This window comes from Streptomyces sp. NBC_00310 (genome assembly GCF_036208085.1).
Classification (GTDB): domain Bacteria; phylum Actinomycetota; class Actinomycetes; order Streptomycetales; family Streptomycetaceae; genus Streptomyces.
In genome coordinates this window covers 419,479-433,209 of sequence record NZ_CP130714.1, presented here as the reverse complement: position 1 = coordinate 433,209, position 13,731 = coordinate 419,479, and the positions used below count along the sequence as shown (strand labels likewise).

At 72.0% G+C, this 13,731-nt stretch carries 13 protein-coding genes; 6 read left to right on the top strand and 7 right to left on the bottom strand.

Annotation, left to right across the window (positions count from 1 at the left end; all coding sequences use genetic code 11):
• The first annotated feature begins 216 nt into the window (after nt 1-216).
• Nucleotides 217-639: a cytidine deaminase gene (locus OG202_RS01720; RefSeq protein ID WP_328224640.1), complete on the top strand. Its 423-nt coding sequence runs from the start codon at nt 217-219 to the stop codon at nt 637-639.
• 50 nt (nt 640-689) lie between these two features.
• Entirely contained in the window at nt 690-1,748 is a 1,059-nt protein-coding gene (locus OG202_RS01715) for a hypothetical protein (RefSeq protein ID WP_328222203.1), read from the top strand.
• Between the two features lie 18 nt (nt 1,749-1,766).
• Here OG202_RS01715 and OG202_RS01710 read toward each other — a convergent pair whose 3' ends face one another.
• The 5 genes from OG202_RS01710 to OG202_RS01690 form a co-directional block, all read right to left on the bottom strand.
• Entirely contained in the window at nt 1,767-2,435 is a 669-nt protein-coding gene (locus OG202_RS01710) for a response regulator transcription factor (RefSeq protein WP_326573510.1), read from the bottom strand.
• Complete coding sequence (locus OG202_RS01705) at nt 2,432-3,808, bottom strand: sensor histidine kinase (RefSeq protein WP_328222202.1); 1,377 nt, start codon at nt 3,806-3,808, stop codon at nt 2,432-2,434. The genes OG202_RS01710 and OG202_RS01705 overlap by 4 nt, the downstream gene beginning before the upstream one ends.
• Before the next feature lie 50 nt (nt 3,809-3,858).
• A complete protein-coding gene (locus OG202_RS01700; protein WP_326573506.1) occupies nt 3,859-4,692 on the bottom strand; it encodes an ABC transporter permease in 834 nt (277 codons plus the stop codon).
• Entirely contained in the window at nt 4,692-5,621 is a 930-nt protein-coding gene (locus OG202_RS01695; protein WP_326573504.1) for an ABC transporter ATP-binding protein, read from the bottom strand. Before OG202_RS01695 ends, OG202_RS01700 begins: the two co-directional genes overlap by 1 nt.
• A 339-nt stretch (nt 5,622-5,960) precedes the next feature.
• The gene (locus tag OG202_RS01690) at nt 5,961-6,872 is read right to left on the bottom strand and encodes a squalene/phytoene synthase family protein (RefSeq protein ID WP_326573502.1); all 912 of its coding nucleotides are present in this window, start codon (nt 6,870-6,872) and stop codon (nt 5,961-5,963) included.
• 154 nt (nt 6,873-7,026) lie between these two features.
• On the opposite strand from OG202_RS01690, the gene OG202_RS01685 reads away from it, so the two are divergent.
• The 3 genes from OG202_RS01685 (at nt 7,027) to OG202_RS01675 (ending at nt 9,620) form a co-directional block, all read left to right on the top strand.
• Nucleotides 7,027-8,013 (top strand): helix-turn-helix transcriptional regulator, encoded by a 987-nt coding sequence (locus OG202_RS01685; RefSeq protein ID WP_326573500.1) that lies wholly within the window; start codon nt 7,027-7,029, stop codon nt 8,011-8,013.
• 22 nt (nt 8,014-8,035) lie between these two features.
• Nucleotides 8,036-8,491: an SRPBCC domain-containing protein gene (locus OG202_RS01680; RefSeq protein ID WP_326573498.1), complete on the top strand. Its 456-nt coding sequence runs from the start codon at nt 8,036-8,038 to the stop codon at nt 8,489-8,491.
• Between the two features lie 85 nt (nt 8,492-8,576).
• Nucleotides 8,577-9,620, top strand: a complete 1,044-nt coding sequence (locus tag OG202_RS01675) for a 2-oxoglutarate and iron-dependent oxygenase domain-containing protein (RefSeq protein WP_328222200.1) — start codon at nt 8,577-8,579, stop codon at nt 9,618-9,620.
• A gap of 129 nt (nt 9,621-9,749) precedes the next feature.
• Here OG202_RS01675 and OG202_RS01670 read toward each other — a convergent pair whose 3' ends face one another.
• Nucleotides 9,750-10,622, bottom strand: coding sequence for a helix-turn-helix transcriptional regulator (locus OG202_RS01670; protein WP_328222199.1), 873 nt, complete (start codon nt 10,620-10,622; stop codon nt 9,750-9,752).
• A gap of 368 nt (nt 10,623-10,990) precedes the next feature.
• Between OG202_RS01670 and OG202_RS01665 the strand changes: the two genes are divergently transcribed.
• The gene (locus tag OG202_RS01665; protein ID WP_328222198.1) at nt 10,991-11,857 is read left to right on the top strand and encodes a LuxR C-terminal-related transcriptional regulator; all 867 of its coding nucleotides are present in this window, start codon (nt 10,991-10,993) and stop codon (nt 11,855-11,857) included.
• 42 nt (nt 11,858-11,899) lie between these two features.
• Here OG202_RS01665 and OG202_RS01660 read toward each other — a convergent pair whose 3' ends face one another.
• Complete coding sequence (locus OG202_RS01660) at nt 11,900-13,453, bottom strand: serine/threonine-protein kinase (protein WP_328222197.1); 1,554 nt, start codon at nt 13,451-13,453, stop codon at nt 11,900-11,902.
• Nucleotides 13,454-13,731: the final 278 nt, after the last annotated feature.

Sequence of the window (13,731 nt, the reverse complement as noted above, 5' to 3'; positions counted from 1 at the left end):
CCGGGCGGTGGCGATCCGGTCCGGGCGGTGACGACCCGGTCCCGGGCGGTGGCGATCCGACCCCGCCCTTCTCGACCGCTCACCGGGGCGGCCCATCCGGCGGATCAGGGACGCGCGGCGGCCCGGTGCGTGGCCGCCTGCCGGACCTCCGAAATTCGCTTGCGCGCCCTCGTCGCTCGGGTCAACGTCACCTGACACCCGACGAAGGCAGAGATGATGACCACGCGGATCCACCCCATCGACCACGTCGACCACGACCTCGTCCAGGCCGCGGCGCACGTCGCTCGTACCCGCTGCCGGGGCGACAACCACACCATGGCGGCCGCGGCCCGCGCCCGGGACGGCCGGATCGTCACGGCGGTGAACGCCTACCACTTCACCGGAGGCCCCTGCGCCGAGCTGGTCCTCATCGGCACGGCGGCCGCCCAGGGCATCTACGAGCTGGACACGATCGTCGCCGTGGGCGACCGCGACCGGGGGGTCGTTCCGCCGTGCGGCCGGTGCCGGCAGGTCCTCCTCGACTACTTCCCCGCCCTCAAGGTCATCGTTGGCGCCGGCGACCGCGTCCGGACCGTCCTCATCACCGACCTGCTGCCCGAGAGCTATGTCTGGGCCGACCACCAGCTCGACGCCGAATGACCGCGTCACTCGACGCGAGCCCGCACCGCCGACCGGCAGAGGAAGGACCCATGGCTGTCTTCGGGTGTTCGCGCTGCGGTGCCGCGCTCACCGCCTCCGTCGTGCGGGTCGCGCTCCCCGTGCAGGCGCATCACCGCTACGGGCACGCGCTGCTTCCCGCGCTGATGGAGACGGGGACGTACGCCGTCGACCCGGAGCCCTCCGGGCAGCCATGGTGGCCGTGGAGCGAGGTCGGGGCGCAGGAGGCGGCGGAGCGTGGGGTGTTCGCGCCGGTGGGCGCCCTGTCGTTCGGGCCGCCGGGGGCGGTCGCGGTCGCGCCGGGCGACACCCGCGGCACGATGCTGATCCCCGAGCGGTGCGACGGCTACTGCATGGGCCTGGACGGCAGGGACGGACCGAACCTGGCCTGCGCGCGCTGCGGGCAGGCGGTGGCGACCCGGATCGACGACTGTTCGTACTGGCAGGTGGTGTGGCTCGACCCGCGTGCCGTGCGCCGGCTGCCCGACGACGGGCCCGCGCCCGAAGTGGCCGACTGGGCCGCGCTGGTCGAGCGGGAGCGGGGCACGCCGCCCGTCGAGCCGGACGGTCGATGGAGCCCACGGTGGGAGGCGGCGGTCGGAGCGGCCCTCGCGCATCTGCTGGTGGCCTCGGAGGGCGGACCGGTGGCCGTCCCCGACGGCGTCCTCGCGGACACGTTCGGCCGCGCACTCGGCGCGCTGCTCCCGTCGGGGACGCCGGTCAGGCAGGTTGCGCCGGCCGGACCGGGGGTTCCTCCCGCACGTCCCGCCCCGGACATCGCCCTGGTCCCCCGGCATCCGCGGACAGGGCGGAGTTGGCGGCCGACGGGCGCCCCGGCTGACGTGTCGCTGCCGGCCGATGTCTGGACGCACATGGTGTCCCCGCGCGTGCGGTTGCCCGTGCCCGCGACCGGCGGACTGCCCGACGGCGTCCAGCGTGACGACCCGCTGCCCATGCGCCCATGGTCACCGTTCCGGCCCGACTCCGCGGTGTTCCTCCACACGCTGGCCCGGCTGCCTGCCGTCCGCCGGCCGTGGCTGCGCGAGATCTACGACCGGGTGCGGGCCCGCCCGTACGATCGCCCCTTCTGACCTGCCCGCTCCGCGCGGCTACGGCTTCGCCCTGACCAGCCCCGCGTCGTACGCCATGATCACGGCCTGGATGCGGTCGCGGGCGCCGATCTTGGCGAGGACGCGGCCGACGTGCTTCTTCACGGTGGATTCGGTGAGCACGAGCCGCTCGGCGATCTCCGCGTTGGTCCAGCCCTGGCCGATGGCGACCAGTACCTCGTGTTCGCGGTCGCTGAGGCTCTGCAGCCGGGGGTCTGCCGGGAGGGGGGTGCCGCTCGGGGCGAGGACCTGATGAGCGTAGGCGTCGAGGAGCCGCCGGGTGAGGCTGGGGGCGACGACGGCGTCGCCGGTGGCGACCGCGTGGATACCGGCGACGAGTTCCTCGGGGCGGGCGTCCTTGAGGAGGAAGCCGCTGGCGCCGGCCCGTAGCCCTTCGTACGCGTACTCGTCGAGGTCGAAGGTGGTCACGATGAGGACGCGGGTGCGGCCGCCGGAGGCGACGATCCGGCGGGTCGCCTCCAGGCCGTCCATGCCGGGCATGCGGATGTCCATGAGGACGACGTCCGGGCGCAGCTGCGCGGCGAGACGGACCGCTTCGGCGCCGTGCTCGGCCTCGCCGGCCGGGGTGAGGCCGGGGGTGCCCTGGAGGAGCATGCGGAAGCCGAGGCGTTGCAGGGGCTGGTCGTCGGCGATCAGCACGGTGGTCATGGCAGATGGTCTCCTGAGGCCGGCACGGTGGGTGGTGCGGGGGGTACGTCCAGCAGGACGTCGACGATCCAGCCGTGGCCGGTGTCGCGGGGGCCGATGCCGACGGTGCCGCCGTACATGGCGGCCCGCTGCCTGATACCGACCAGGCCGTGCCCCGGGTGGTCGGTCCCCGGCCCCGGCTCCGCGCGGCGGTGTGTCCCCTCGGGGACGCCGGTGTCGGTGACCCGGACGCGTACGGTGGCGGCCTCGGCGGTCACGCCGACCTCGGCCGCGGAGCCCGTACCGGCGTGCTTGAGGGTGTTGGTCAGGGCCTCCTGGACGATGCGGTACACGGTGAGCTGTACGCCGCTGCCCAGCGCGTCGAGATCGCCCACGGTCCGGTAGGTGACGGGCAGGCCCGCCGCGCGGACCCGTGCCAGCAGGGGGTCCAGGTCGCGGATGCCCGGCTGCGGGCCGAGCAGCCGTTCGTCGTCCGGGCCGTCCGGGTCCGCCCGCAGGACGCCCAGGACGCGGCGGAGTTCGCCCATGGCCTGCCGGCCGGTGTCGCCGAGGAGGCGCAGGGCCTCGGCGGACCGCTCGTTGTTGTGGGCGGCGAGGGTGGCTGCGCCGTCGGCGAGCCCGACCATGACGGAGAGGTTGTGGCCGACGATGTCGTGCATCTCGCGGGCGACCCGGGAGCGCTCGGCGGCGGCGGTGAGCCGGACGCGCTGGTCGCGTTCGATCTCCAGGCGGGTGGCGCGGTCCTCCAGTGTCGCCAGGTACATCCGGCGGATGCGGAGGGTGAGGCCGAGGGTGACGGCCGCCGTGGCCGTGCCCAGCAGGAAGAAGAGGCCGAGCAGCGGATGCTCGACCTGCCCCAGGAGCCAGACCGCGAGGGCCAGTTCGCCGACGGTCACCGCGACCGCCCAGCCCAGCACCCGCAGGGAGCCGTGCAGGGCCAGGCTGTACAGGGCGACGAGCATGCTGACGCCGGCCTGCTGCCACAGGTCCAGCGACCACTGGACGAGGGAGACCGCCGCGATCACGAAGTACGTGGCGGCCGGGGCCCGGCGCCGCCACCACAGCGGGATGACCAGGGCGGCCGCGAAGGCGACCTGGACGGTGACCGGCAGGTCGCTACGGTGCTCCGCCTCGCCGAAGGGGCCGCCGTCCCTGTCGTCGGTGAGCAGGTCCGGGAGGCTGAGCAGCGCCACGACCAGCACCACCGCGGTGTCGAGCAGCCAGGGGTGGCGCCGGTCCAGCAGCTGCCGCCGGTGCTGTCCGTGCAGCATGCGGCCCAGGACCGGGTGCCAGGCGGCGTCGAACCCCGGGGACGGCGGGAGCGTCGTCCCCGGGGTGGTCTCCGCGGCGGGTGTCGCGCGGTGCGGACTCATGGTCCTCATTGTCCTCGGTCTCGGAAGTCAGGGGGCCGTGGTCTCGCAGGTCAGGCGTCCGTGCGGACCAGCCGGTACGCCGCCCCCGCCAGGGCCAGGGCCACCCAGCCGGCGAAGACCCCGAGCCCCTGGCCGGGCGAGAGGGAGTCCGCGGACTCGGTGAGGGCGTAGACCGCCGACCCCGCGTTGCTGGGGAAGTAGGGGGTGATCGTGTCGTACCACGAGTCCGGCAGCAGCGTGGCGAGGCCGGGGAGGATGAGCAGGATGCCGACCAGGGCCGCGATGGCTCCGGCGGAGGAGCGGAGCAGTACGCCCAGGGCCACCCCGAACACGGCGACCAGACCGAGGTAGACGCCGGCGCCGGCCAGGCTGCGCAGCACCCCGTCGTCGCCCAGGGAGAGCGAGATCTTCTCCCCGTCCAGGCCGGGAACGCCCAGCTGGAACGCGGCCAGCGCGCCGAGGGTGGTGAGGGCCAGTGCGATGACACCGATCACGGCGCTCTTCGACCACAGCACCGGCAGCCGCCGCGGTACCGCCGCGAGCGTGGAGCGGATCATGCCGGTGCTGTACTCGCCCGCCGACAGCAGCACCCCGAGGACGCCCACCGCCAGGGACGCGAAGGTCACGCCGGTCAGCGCCAGACTGACCGCGTCGCCGCCGCCGGAGCGCGGCCCGGGCGGCCCCGCGTCGGCGGTGACGTCGGGGCTGTACGTGTAACTGGCGATGGCCCCGAAGAGGACCAGCAGCACCAGGGCCACCCCGAGGGTGATCCAACTGGAGCGCAGCGACCAGAACTTGGCCCACTCCGAGCGCAGCACCCGGCGGCCGGTCACCTTGAGCACTCTCGTGCGGGCGGGGACCACGGAGAGATCGGTGGCGGTCATCAGGCGGCCTTTCGCGCGGGCTCGGCGGGAGCGCTCTGGTATTCGACGGCGTCGGCGGTGAGTTGCATGAAGGCCTCCTCCAAGGAGACGGCCTGCGGAGTGAGTTCGTACAACGGCACCCCGTGCTGGGCGGCGATCGCCCCGATCTCCCGGGCGTCCCGCCCGGCGACGATCAGTTCCTCGGTGGCGGAGGAGCTGATCGTGACGTCCGGACCGGCCAGCAGTGAGCGCAGCTTCAACGGTTCGGTGGTCGCGACCTTCACCCCGCCGCCGCCCGCGTCCCGGACGAAGTCGTCCACGGTCGTGTCCGCCAGCAGCCGCCCCCGCCCGATGATCACCAGGTGGTCGGCGATCAGCGCGGTCTCGCTCATCAGGTGCGAGGACAGCATCACGGCCCGGCCCTCGTCGGCCAGCGAGCGCAGGAGGTTGCGCACCCACAGCACACCCTCCGGGTCGAGACCGTTGACGGGCTCGTCGAGCATCACGACCGCCGGGTCGCCGAGCAGGGCGGCGGCGATGCCGAGCCGCTGTCCCATGCCGAGCGAGAAGGCGCCCACCCGCTTGCCGGCCACACCGGTCAGCCCGGCCAGCTCGATCACCTCGTCCACCCGGCGGCGGGCGATGCCGTGCGTGTGGGCCAGCGCCATCAGATGGTTGAACGCGGTCCGCCCGGGGTGGACCGACCTGGCCTCCAGCAGCGAGCCGATCTCGTGCAACGGCGCCGCGTGCCGGGCGTAGGAGCGCCCGTTGACGGTGACCGAGCCCGCGGTGGGGGAGTCCAGCCCGATGATCATGCGCATGGTCGTGGACTTGCCCGCGCCGTTGGGTCCCAGGAAGCCGGTCACCTCACCGGCCTTCACGGTGAAACCCAGGCGGTCGACCACCGTCTTGTCCCCGTACCGCTTCGTCAGCTCACGCGCTTCGATCATGGCAGTGGGCCTTTCTAGCCTCGAACCGGGCCGCGATCCCCCGCGACCTCCGCCTTCGAAACTACGAGTCCAGTGGCCCGCGCCCTTGGGACCGCAGGGGACACTTCGGCGTCCCACTGGTACCGCGGTACCACTCGGAAGTCCTACCTTGGTATCCGGTCGAGCGGACCCCGCCGCCGCTTAAGCCCGTGATCCCCCTCGGCGGTGTCCGGTCCACCCGCGTCCTCGGCGAAGAAAAGCACGCTCGTACGCCGTCTAGGCCCGCTGGATCCGGTCTTCCTCACTCATCCGCCCCACCCCTGGTCTCCCGCCCTCTCGGCGCCCCCGTGACCTGACCGCTCAGCGTCGTTCCCCGCGAGCCCTTCGGCGCGCACCCAGCAGCACCCGCAGCGTTCCCGCCGCCGGTGGGGACGCGGAGCCGCGCAGCAGCCGGGCACCACGCCTGAGTGCCGCGTTCGCCGTCAACAGCTCGATCCTGATGACGGCGTCCAGCAGCACTCCGCTGGGGCCGTCCGTGAGAACGGGCAGAGCGCAGGCCGCGCTGAGGGAGACGCGGGCCGCCTCGACCTGATCCTGCACCAACTCCCGTACGCCTGCCGACTCCCGGCCCTCCGCCAGGTCCTCCACCGTGACCGAGAAGCGTTCCAGTGTCTCCGTCGGGATGCCCAGGCGGCCTTCCGGGAGGTCCTCGGCCAGGTCGTTGACGAAGTCCAGCCGCTGACTGCCCTCGATGAGGGTTCGGCAGCCCGCGCGGAACCGTCCGTCGTCGTCCTCCGGACCCAGCAACGACGCGACCAGCATGAACGCGGGCAGCGAATAGGCGTCCACATAGGCCTGGTAGTCGGCCTCGGTGGCGAAGCCGGTGAACTCCAACTCGGCTGTGGCGGTGGACAGGTACTCCTCCACAGCCTCCCGCAGCCGCGGATACGTCCCCGTGGTGTGCACCAGTGCGCGGATCAACGGATCGTCGCTCAGCCCCGTGTCCAGCGCTTTGCGTACCTCCTGCTCCCACGACGCCCACGCCGAGGCCCGCTGCGGTTTCGGGCCGGTGTCCAGGAGGTCGTCCCCGTGGTGCATCACCGCCGTCGCCGCCACGACGTGGGGCAACACCCGTCGAGGCAGCAACAGCCGAGCCGCGAGGTACGAGGTGCGCCGGGAACGCGCCACCAAGTCCCGCTGCCTGTCGTAGTCCCTCCGCAACCCCGGCTCCCGGACACCCGCGCCGTCCAGGCCCTGCTTCCAGACGCTCATGCGCTGATCGTAGGGGGAACGCCGAGGCAGGGCCGATGCCCATGGACCTGCCCCTTCGCCTCTTGCACCGGGCGGATGCGCCGGAACCGCGGAAATCTCCGCATGTAAGGATGTCGGCGCGAATGCCCGACGGGGACATCGGAGATGGGACGCAATGATCGGGACCGTGTTCCGCAGCGAGGACGTGCCTGCGGGGGACAGATTCGACTACTGGCGAGAACTGATCGGCGGGACACGGACGAGCGAGGTGATCAGCACCCACTCCGCCGACTTCCGGGCGGAGTTGCGGCTGATGGAGCTGGGTCCGGTGACCGTGTGGCCGGCGTCGTTCCTGCCCACCCGCTATTGGCGCAACCAGCGGATGGTGCGCCGGTCCGATCCTGAGCTGTACCACCTGACGCTGCTGCTCGACGGGGGCCTGACCCTCGATCACGCCGGCCGGTACGAGACGTTCGGCCCCCGCGACCTGCACCTGGCCGACAGCTCACGGCCCTACGACGTCCGGTCGGCGGACGGCCGGGGGGCCGGCCTCATCCGGGGCGTGGGTGTCGACTTCCCCAAGGCACTGTTGCCGCTTCCGCCGCACCGGGTCCGGGAGTTGCTGTGCCGAGGACTGTCGGGGCGGGAGGGCCTGGGCGCCCTGCTGGCGGACTTCCTCACCGGCCTGGAGCGGCAGGCCGAATTCCTTCAGCCGTCCGACGCGCCACGTCTGGGCACGGTCCTGCTCGATCTGCTGGCGGCCTGGTCCGCCCACGTCCTGGAGGCCGAGGCCGCCCTGTCCCCGGAAACCCGCCTGCATGCGCTGACACAACGCATCCGGGCGTTCATCCGGCAGAACCTGCACGACCCGGAACTGACGCCACCGGTGGTCGCCGCCGCGCACCACATCTCCCTCAGCTACCTCCACCGCATCTTCCAGCAGCAGACGCAGGGCGAAACGGTCGCCGCCTGGATCCGAGCCCGGCGCCTGGAGGGTGCGAGCCGCGACCTGGCGGACCCCTCCCTGCGCACCACGCCGATCCATGTCGTCGCCGCCCGCTGGGGCATGCCCCGCGCCTCCGACTTCACCCGCGCCTTCCGCACCGCCCACGGCGTCTCACCCAGCGAGTACCGGCTGCGGGCGCTGTCCGAACGACAGTGAGCCCGCAGGCTAGGTTGGCCCCATGTACTCGACGCGGGTCTCCCGACAGGTGAACGCCTCCCGTGCGGCCGTGTACCGGGCGCTGGTCGACGCGGACGCGATCGCGCGATGGCGGGTTCCGGCCGGCATGAGCAGCCATGTGCACGAGTTCGACGCCCGTGAAGGAGGGAGGTTCCGTGTCTCCCTGACCTACGACGCGCCGACCGGCACCGGCAAGTCCGCGTCCCACACCGACACGTACCACGGCCACTTCGCGAGGCTCGTGCCGGACGAGGAGGTGGTCGAAGTCCTCGAGTTCGAGACCGAGGATCCCGCGCTGCGCGGCACGATGACGATGACCACCACGCTCACCGACGCGGACGGGGGTACCGAGGTCCTCGTCGTGCACGAAGGGATCCCCGACGCCGTGCCCGCCGCCGACAACGAGACAGGCACACGCATGGCACTGGCGAACCTGGCCCGGCTCGTCGAGAGTTAGGCCATCCGGACTCGGCACCACGCTGCTGGACGGCCCCCTCAGACGGGGGTAGTGGATTATGTGCGTCCGGTTCAGGGTGAACGGCATGACAGAACTGCAGACCTTCGTACTGCCCTCGACGGTTGACGGCAGTGACACGGACCAGGCACTCGGCCAGGCACTGATCGCCGCCTGGCAGGCCGACGGCATCTTCCAGGTGCGGGCCACCCCGGATCAGGAAGCTGTCACCGAGCGGGCCCTCGACGCCTCCCGGGGCTTCTTCGGCCGCCCGTTCAAGGAGAAGGCCGGGCACGTGTCCGACCTCACCTACAGCGGGTACGTCGCGTCCGGGGAGGAGGAGACGGCCGGGGAGAAGGACGGCTCGGAGATCTTCACCGTCTGCCCCGACATCCCCGAGGACGACGCCCGCGTCATGGACAGGTGGCCCTGCCACGGCCCGGCGCCCTGGCCGTCCGAGCAGTACGCCGCGGCCATGAAGGACTACACGGGTGCCGTGGGCGACATCGGCGAGCGACTGCTCCGACTGGTCGCGCTGGGCCTCGGCCTGGACGACATCGAGCACTTCACGAAGCTCACCGAGGACGGCTGGCACCACATGCGGGTCCTGCGCTTCCCTCGGGCGGACGCCACCTCCGAGCGGGGCATCGGCTCCCACACCGACTACGGTCTGCTGGTCATCGCGGTCCAGGACGACGTGGGCGGCCTCTACATCCGCCCCCCGGTACCGGGCGAGACGCGCGGACGCAACTGGCTGCCCGACGAGTCCATGGCCGGGCGGTACGAGAACGAGGAGCCCTGGACCTTCGTCACTCCGGTCCCCGCGGTGTTCACGGTCTTCCCCGGTGACATCATGCAGTTCATCACCGGCGGAACCCTCCTCGCCACGCCGCACAAGGTGCGTCTGGCCGACCGCGAGCGGTACACCATCGCGTACTTCCACGAGCCGTCCTTCCAGGCTGTCGCTCGACCGCTGGAAGCGGGCGGGGCGGACGAGTTCATCCACTACGGCACGCACTTCACCAACATGTTCATGCGCTGCTATCCCGAGCGCACCGCCACCGCGCGCATCGAGAACGAAGACCGGCTCGCCGTCCTGGAGCGCCTCCGAAAGGAAGCCCTCACCTCCTGAACCGTCGCCCTGGGACGGGCCGTTGGGGCCCGCGTACGGCGAAGCCGCCCGGCGACTGCCGGGCGGCTTCGGAGCGTGGCGAGGAGCGTCGGTCGGGCCCGGCACCAGGAGAACCCGCCGCCGCGATGCTCAGGGCAGCAGCCCCAGGCGGCGGGCCGCCACGACGGTCTCCATCCGTGAGTGGCAGCCCAACCTGCGCATGGCGCTGCGCAGATAGCTCTTCACCGTCTCGGCCCGAAGGCCGAGTTCATCCGCCACGTCGGCGTTGGTCCGTCCCAGCGCGACGCACGACAGCACATCGAGTTCCCGTGACGAGAGGCTGGAGAGGGCGCTCAGGTACCGAGGGGCCGGAGCCCCGGCGCCGGCCAGCGTGTCGCACACACCGGCGACCCGGTCGCGCAGGTCGTCGTCGGTGAGCTGCTGGGCGAGGATCCGCAGCTCCGCGTATGCCTCGCGAATCGTCTCCCATCGGGGGGCCACGGGGGAATCCGGCGGCCCGGCGCCCTCCGTGGGCTCGTTCAGGGCGTCGAGACGGCGCAGCACCTCGTCCCGCACCGCCATGTTCTGTTCCAGATCCCGGGCGGCCCCCATGACCGCGTCGACCGTCCGGTCGCCCAGTGCCACGGAACGGCGGACCGCGCCGTACATGACCGCCCGCACCGTCCTGTTCACCACCACGGGCGCCGCCACGACGGCGTGAATGCCCTCCGCGGCGACCATGAGGTCGTAATGGTGGCTGATCTGCTTGGAGTTCGCGTAGTCGTTGACGGCGATGGGGCGGTGCAGGGCCACCACCTTGCCGCCGAGCCCCATGCCGAATCCGAGGGTCAGCCCGGACAGGGCGTTGGTGGAGTTGCCCGTGAACTCGGTCAGTTGCGCGTGCCGGCCCCTGACCACGACACCGCCGAAGGCGAGGTCCACCCCGGCGGTGTCCCGTAACGCCGTGATGCCACGCTTCACTTGGCGGTCGTCGTCCGAAGTGGGGGGTGATGTCACTGTCATGCGGTTCCTCGATCTGCCCGGGGGTGAGATTGCGCCCCCTGCCCGGGACAAGCACGGGCGTCGTGCGGGAGTGGTGCTGGTACTGCGGCTGCTGCCATCGAGCGCGGTCTCGTATACGTCCTCGTGGAGCTGAGAGCACCACCATGAGACAAACCAGGCCGCCCAGCTACCCCCGTCTGAGGGTGATGTGCGGGGACCGGTCATGCGGGCACGTGTCACCCCCGTAAGAGATGATGTTCCGTCAATTATGTTCCACCTGGGCGCTCTTGACGCGATCCAGTCGCTTGCAGAACTGTTCTTCTGACGACGGGGGAGTCGGCTGTGGCAGCGCGTCCCCGCTGCCGGTCAGGTAGGGAGACGACCCGGTCGTGCTACCGGCGGAAGACAGTGAAGAGGCAGCGGCCACCCGTGCCGCCGTTCTGGCCCTGCGCAGGGAGAGCGGGATGCCCGTCGCCGGGGCGGCCTGGGTCGTCGGTCCGCGGCAGTTGCGGATCAGCGAGACGAGCGGGGTGAGATCACCGGACCGCCGGGGGCTGTCCGTGCCGGCGGGGGCCGGACTGATCGGCAAGGTGCTGACGACCGGTCGGCCGGCGGCGGTGAGCGACTACCGGTCTGCTCGGCGGATCAGCCATGAGTACGACTCCTTCGTCGCGGCCGAGGGGGTGCGGGCGATGGCGGCCGCACCCGTGATCGTGGGGACCGCCGTCCGAGCCGTTCTCTTCGTGGGATCGCGTGACGCGGTGCGTCTCGGCGACCGGGTACTGACAGCGATGACGCAGGCGGCGCGCGACCTGGAGCAGTTCCTCGCCTCCCACGAACAGGTCCACCGGCTGCTCTCGGAGGCCCGGGCCGTACGCGACAACACCGCGCCCCGTGACGGCGCGGCCCTGGAACGCGTCCACGAGGCCCACGCCGACCTGCTGGACCTCGCCGCGACACTTGAGGACGGCCACCTCAAGGACCGCTTCCACGAGGTGTGTTCCCTGCTGGAACAGGGCTGTTGCTCCGAGGGGCCCGAGCGGGCGTCCCCGGAGAATCCGGCGCGGCTGTCGCCACGCGAACTCGACGTGCTCACCGCGGTCGCCGCGGGCTGCACCAACCTCGGCATCTCCGACCGGCTCGACATCGGCCTGGAGACCGTGAAGGGCTATCTGCGCTCGGTCATGCGCAAACTCGGCACCACGACCCGCTTCGAAGCCGTCACCGCGGCACGGCGGGCGGGGCTGCTGCCATGACCCGGCCGATCCGGGAGTCCCACGACGACCGGGCCGTACCCGTCAACTCGGGTGCGTGATGCTCACCTTCACGGTCAGCGTGCCCCTGTTGTCCTCGGAGCAGGCTCCGGCGGCGTCGTTCATGCCCAGTTGCAGAGTGCCGTTTCCGCTGGCCTTGAAGGTCGTTTTGCGGCCGACGACGTGGACGGGGAACTTCTTGCCGCCCGCGAGGACCGTCAGCAGAGTGCCGAACGGCGCTGCGGCCTTGACCTTGCAGTCCTTCGCGCCGTCCAGCAGCGCGTCGTAGCCGGCCGGCCCGGTCATGGGCATGTTCCGGTGGTCCGCCGTCCACTCGCCCGAGACGAAGCGCACGGTGACCCGGTCGCCCCGCCGGACGGTGACCCCGGCCACGGGCTGCCAGCCGGTCGCCGACTGCACGACGTGGCTGACGGCCGTCGTCGTCGGATCCTCCTTGAACGGCAACACTCCGGTCAGGAACAGACCCCCCACGGCGCCCGCCGCCACTACCGCCGTGCCGGCCAACGCCCACCACAGCGGCCTGCGCCCCGCCGGACGCGGCGACCGATGAGGTGAGGGGGCGGGTGACCCGGTGTGCCCCGCCGTCGGTACGGTCTGCCCGGCCCGCACGAGCCGCTCATGGCCGCTGGTCACGGTGTCGACGTCGGCCAACGGGGACGGAGGCGGAGGGACGCGTACGGTCGCCGAGGGCAGCGGCCCGGCCTCCGTCCCGCCCGCCGCGACGCGCCGCAGTGCGGAACGCGCACCGGCCGCCGAAGGGCGCTCGTCGGGGGACTTGCGCAGCAGCGCCTCGACGACCGGCCGCAGCGGGCCGAGCCGCTCCGGCAGGACGGGTTCCTCGTAGGCCACCGCGTGCAGCGTCGCGGGCCCGCTCGGTCCGCGGAACGGGGACCGACCGCCGCAGACCATGGCGAGGGTCGCGCCCAGCGACCACAGGTCGGAGGCCGGGCCGCTCTCCGCCCCCGTCACCCGCTCGGGCGCCATGTACTCGAGGGAGCCGACCAGTTGGCCGGTGCTGGTCAGGAACTCGCCGTCGTCGAGGGCCGCGATGCCGAAGTCGGTGAGGACGGCGTTGCCATCTCGGCGCAGCAGGACGTTGGCGGGTTTGACGTCACGGTGCAGGGCGCCGGCCGCGTGCACGGCTTCCAGCGCGTCCAGCAGCTGCATCCCAAGGACGGCCGTGTGCTGAGGAGTGAGCGGTCCGCTTTCGGCGAGGTGGTGGGCCAGCGAGGGGCCCTCGACGAGTTCCATGACGATCCACAGCCGGTCCTCCGCCTCGACCAGGTCGTGGACGCCGACCACATGAGGGTGCGGTACCCGGGCGACCGCACGCGCCTCACGGATCGCCCGGCGCATCCGTATGCGGTGCTCGTCGTCGCCGTGGGTGAGGGTGTGCAGTTCCTTGGCGGCGACCGGGCGGTCCAGCAACTGGTCTTGGGCGCGCCAGACCGTGCCCATGCCGCCCCTGCCGAGGACCTCCTGGAGAAGATACCGACCGGCGATCAGCCGTTCCGAGCCGCGCTGCGAACGCGTCGCCGTCTGGTCGTCGCCGTCTCCGGATATCACGTGTTCGCCCACGTTTCCTCCCGGAGGACGGGATGTCCGCCGGTCGTCGCTCGTTCGGTCGGTCGTCATTCGTTCGAACGGGGCTGAGCATAGCGGAGCGCGGGATGGTCACATGCCGTCAACTGCGTTGTGGGAAGGCACTTTGCATCCCAGACCCAGGCCGACCGAGACGGGACGAGCGCTTCCCCGGACCGTGGTCCGTTGTCACGCGTTCCGCTCGGACGTCAGGCCCGCAGGCCCCTTCCGGGTCCGGTCGCGCTGTGGCGTCGGACCCGGAAGGGGCCTGCGGC

Coding starts and splice junctions, on each gene's coding strand:
- OG202_RS01670 (WP_328222199.1), bottom strand. CDS start 10,622: ATGACAGTGACATCACCCCCCACTTCGGACGACGACCGCCAAGTGAAG.
- OG202_RS01695 (WP_326573504.1), bottom strand. CDS start 5,621: ATGATCGAAGCGCGTGAGCTGACGAAGCGGTACGGGGACAAGACGGTG.
- OG202_RS01685 (WP_326573500.1), top strand. CDS start 7,027: ATGATCGGGACCGTGTTCCGCAGCGAGGACGTGCCTGCGGGGGACAGA.
- OG202_RS01680 (WP_326573498.1), top strand. CDS start 8,036: ATGTACTCGACGCGGGTCTCCCGACAGGTGAACGCCTCCCGTGCGGCC.
- OG202_RS01710 (WP_326573510.1), bottom strand. CDS start 2,435: ATGACCACCGTGCTGATCGCCGACGACCAGCCCCTGCAACGCCTCGGC.
- OG202_RS01720 (WP_328224640.1), top strand. CDS start 217: ATGACCACGCGGATCCACCCCATCGACCACGTCGACCACGACCTCGTC.
- OG202_RS01675 (WP_328222200.1), top strand. CDS start 8,577: ATGACAGAACTGCAGACCTTCGTACTGCCCTCGACGGTTGACGGCAGT.
- OG202_RS01715 (WP_328222203.1), top strand. CDS start 690: ATGGCTGTCTTCGGGTGTTCGCGCTGCGGTGCCGCGCTCACCGCCTCC.
- OG202_RS01705 (WP_328222202.1), bottom strand. CDS start 3,808: ATGAGTCCGCACCGCGCGACACCCGCCGCGGAGACCACCCCGGGGACG.
- OG202_RS01700 (WP_326573506.1), bottom strand. CDS start 4,692: ATGACCGCCACCGATCTCTCCGTGGTCCCCGCCCGCACGAGAGTGCTC.
- OG202_RS01690 (WP_326573502.1), bottom strand. CDS start 6,872: ATGAGCGTCTGGAAGCAGGGCCTGGACGGCGCGGGTGTCCGGGAGCCG.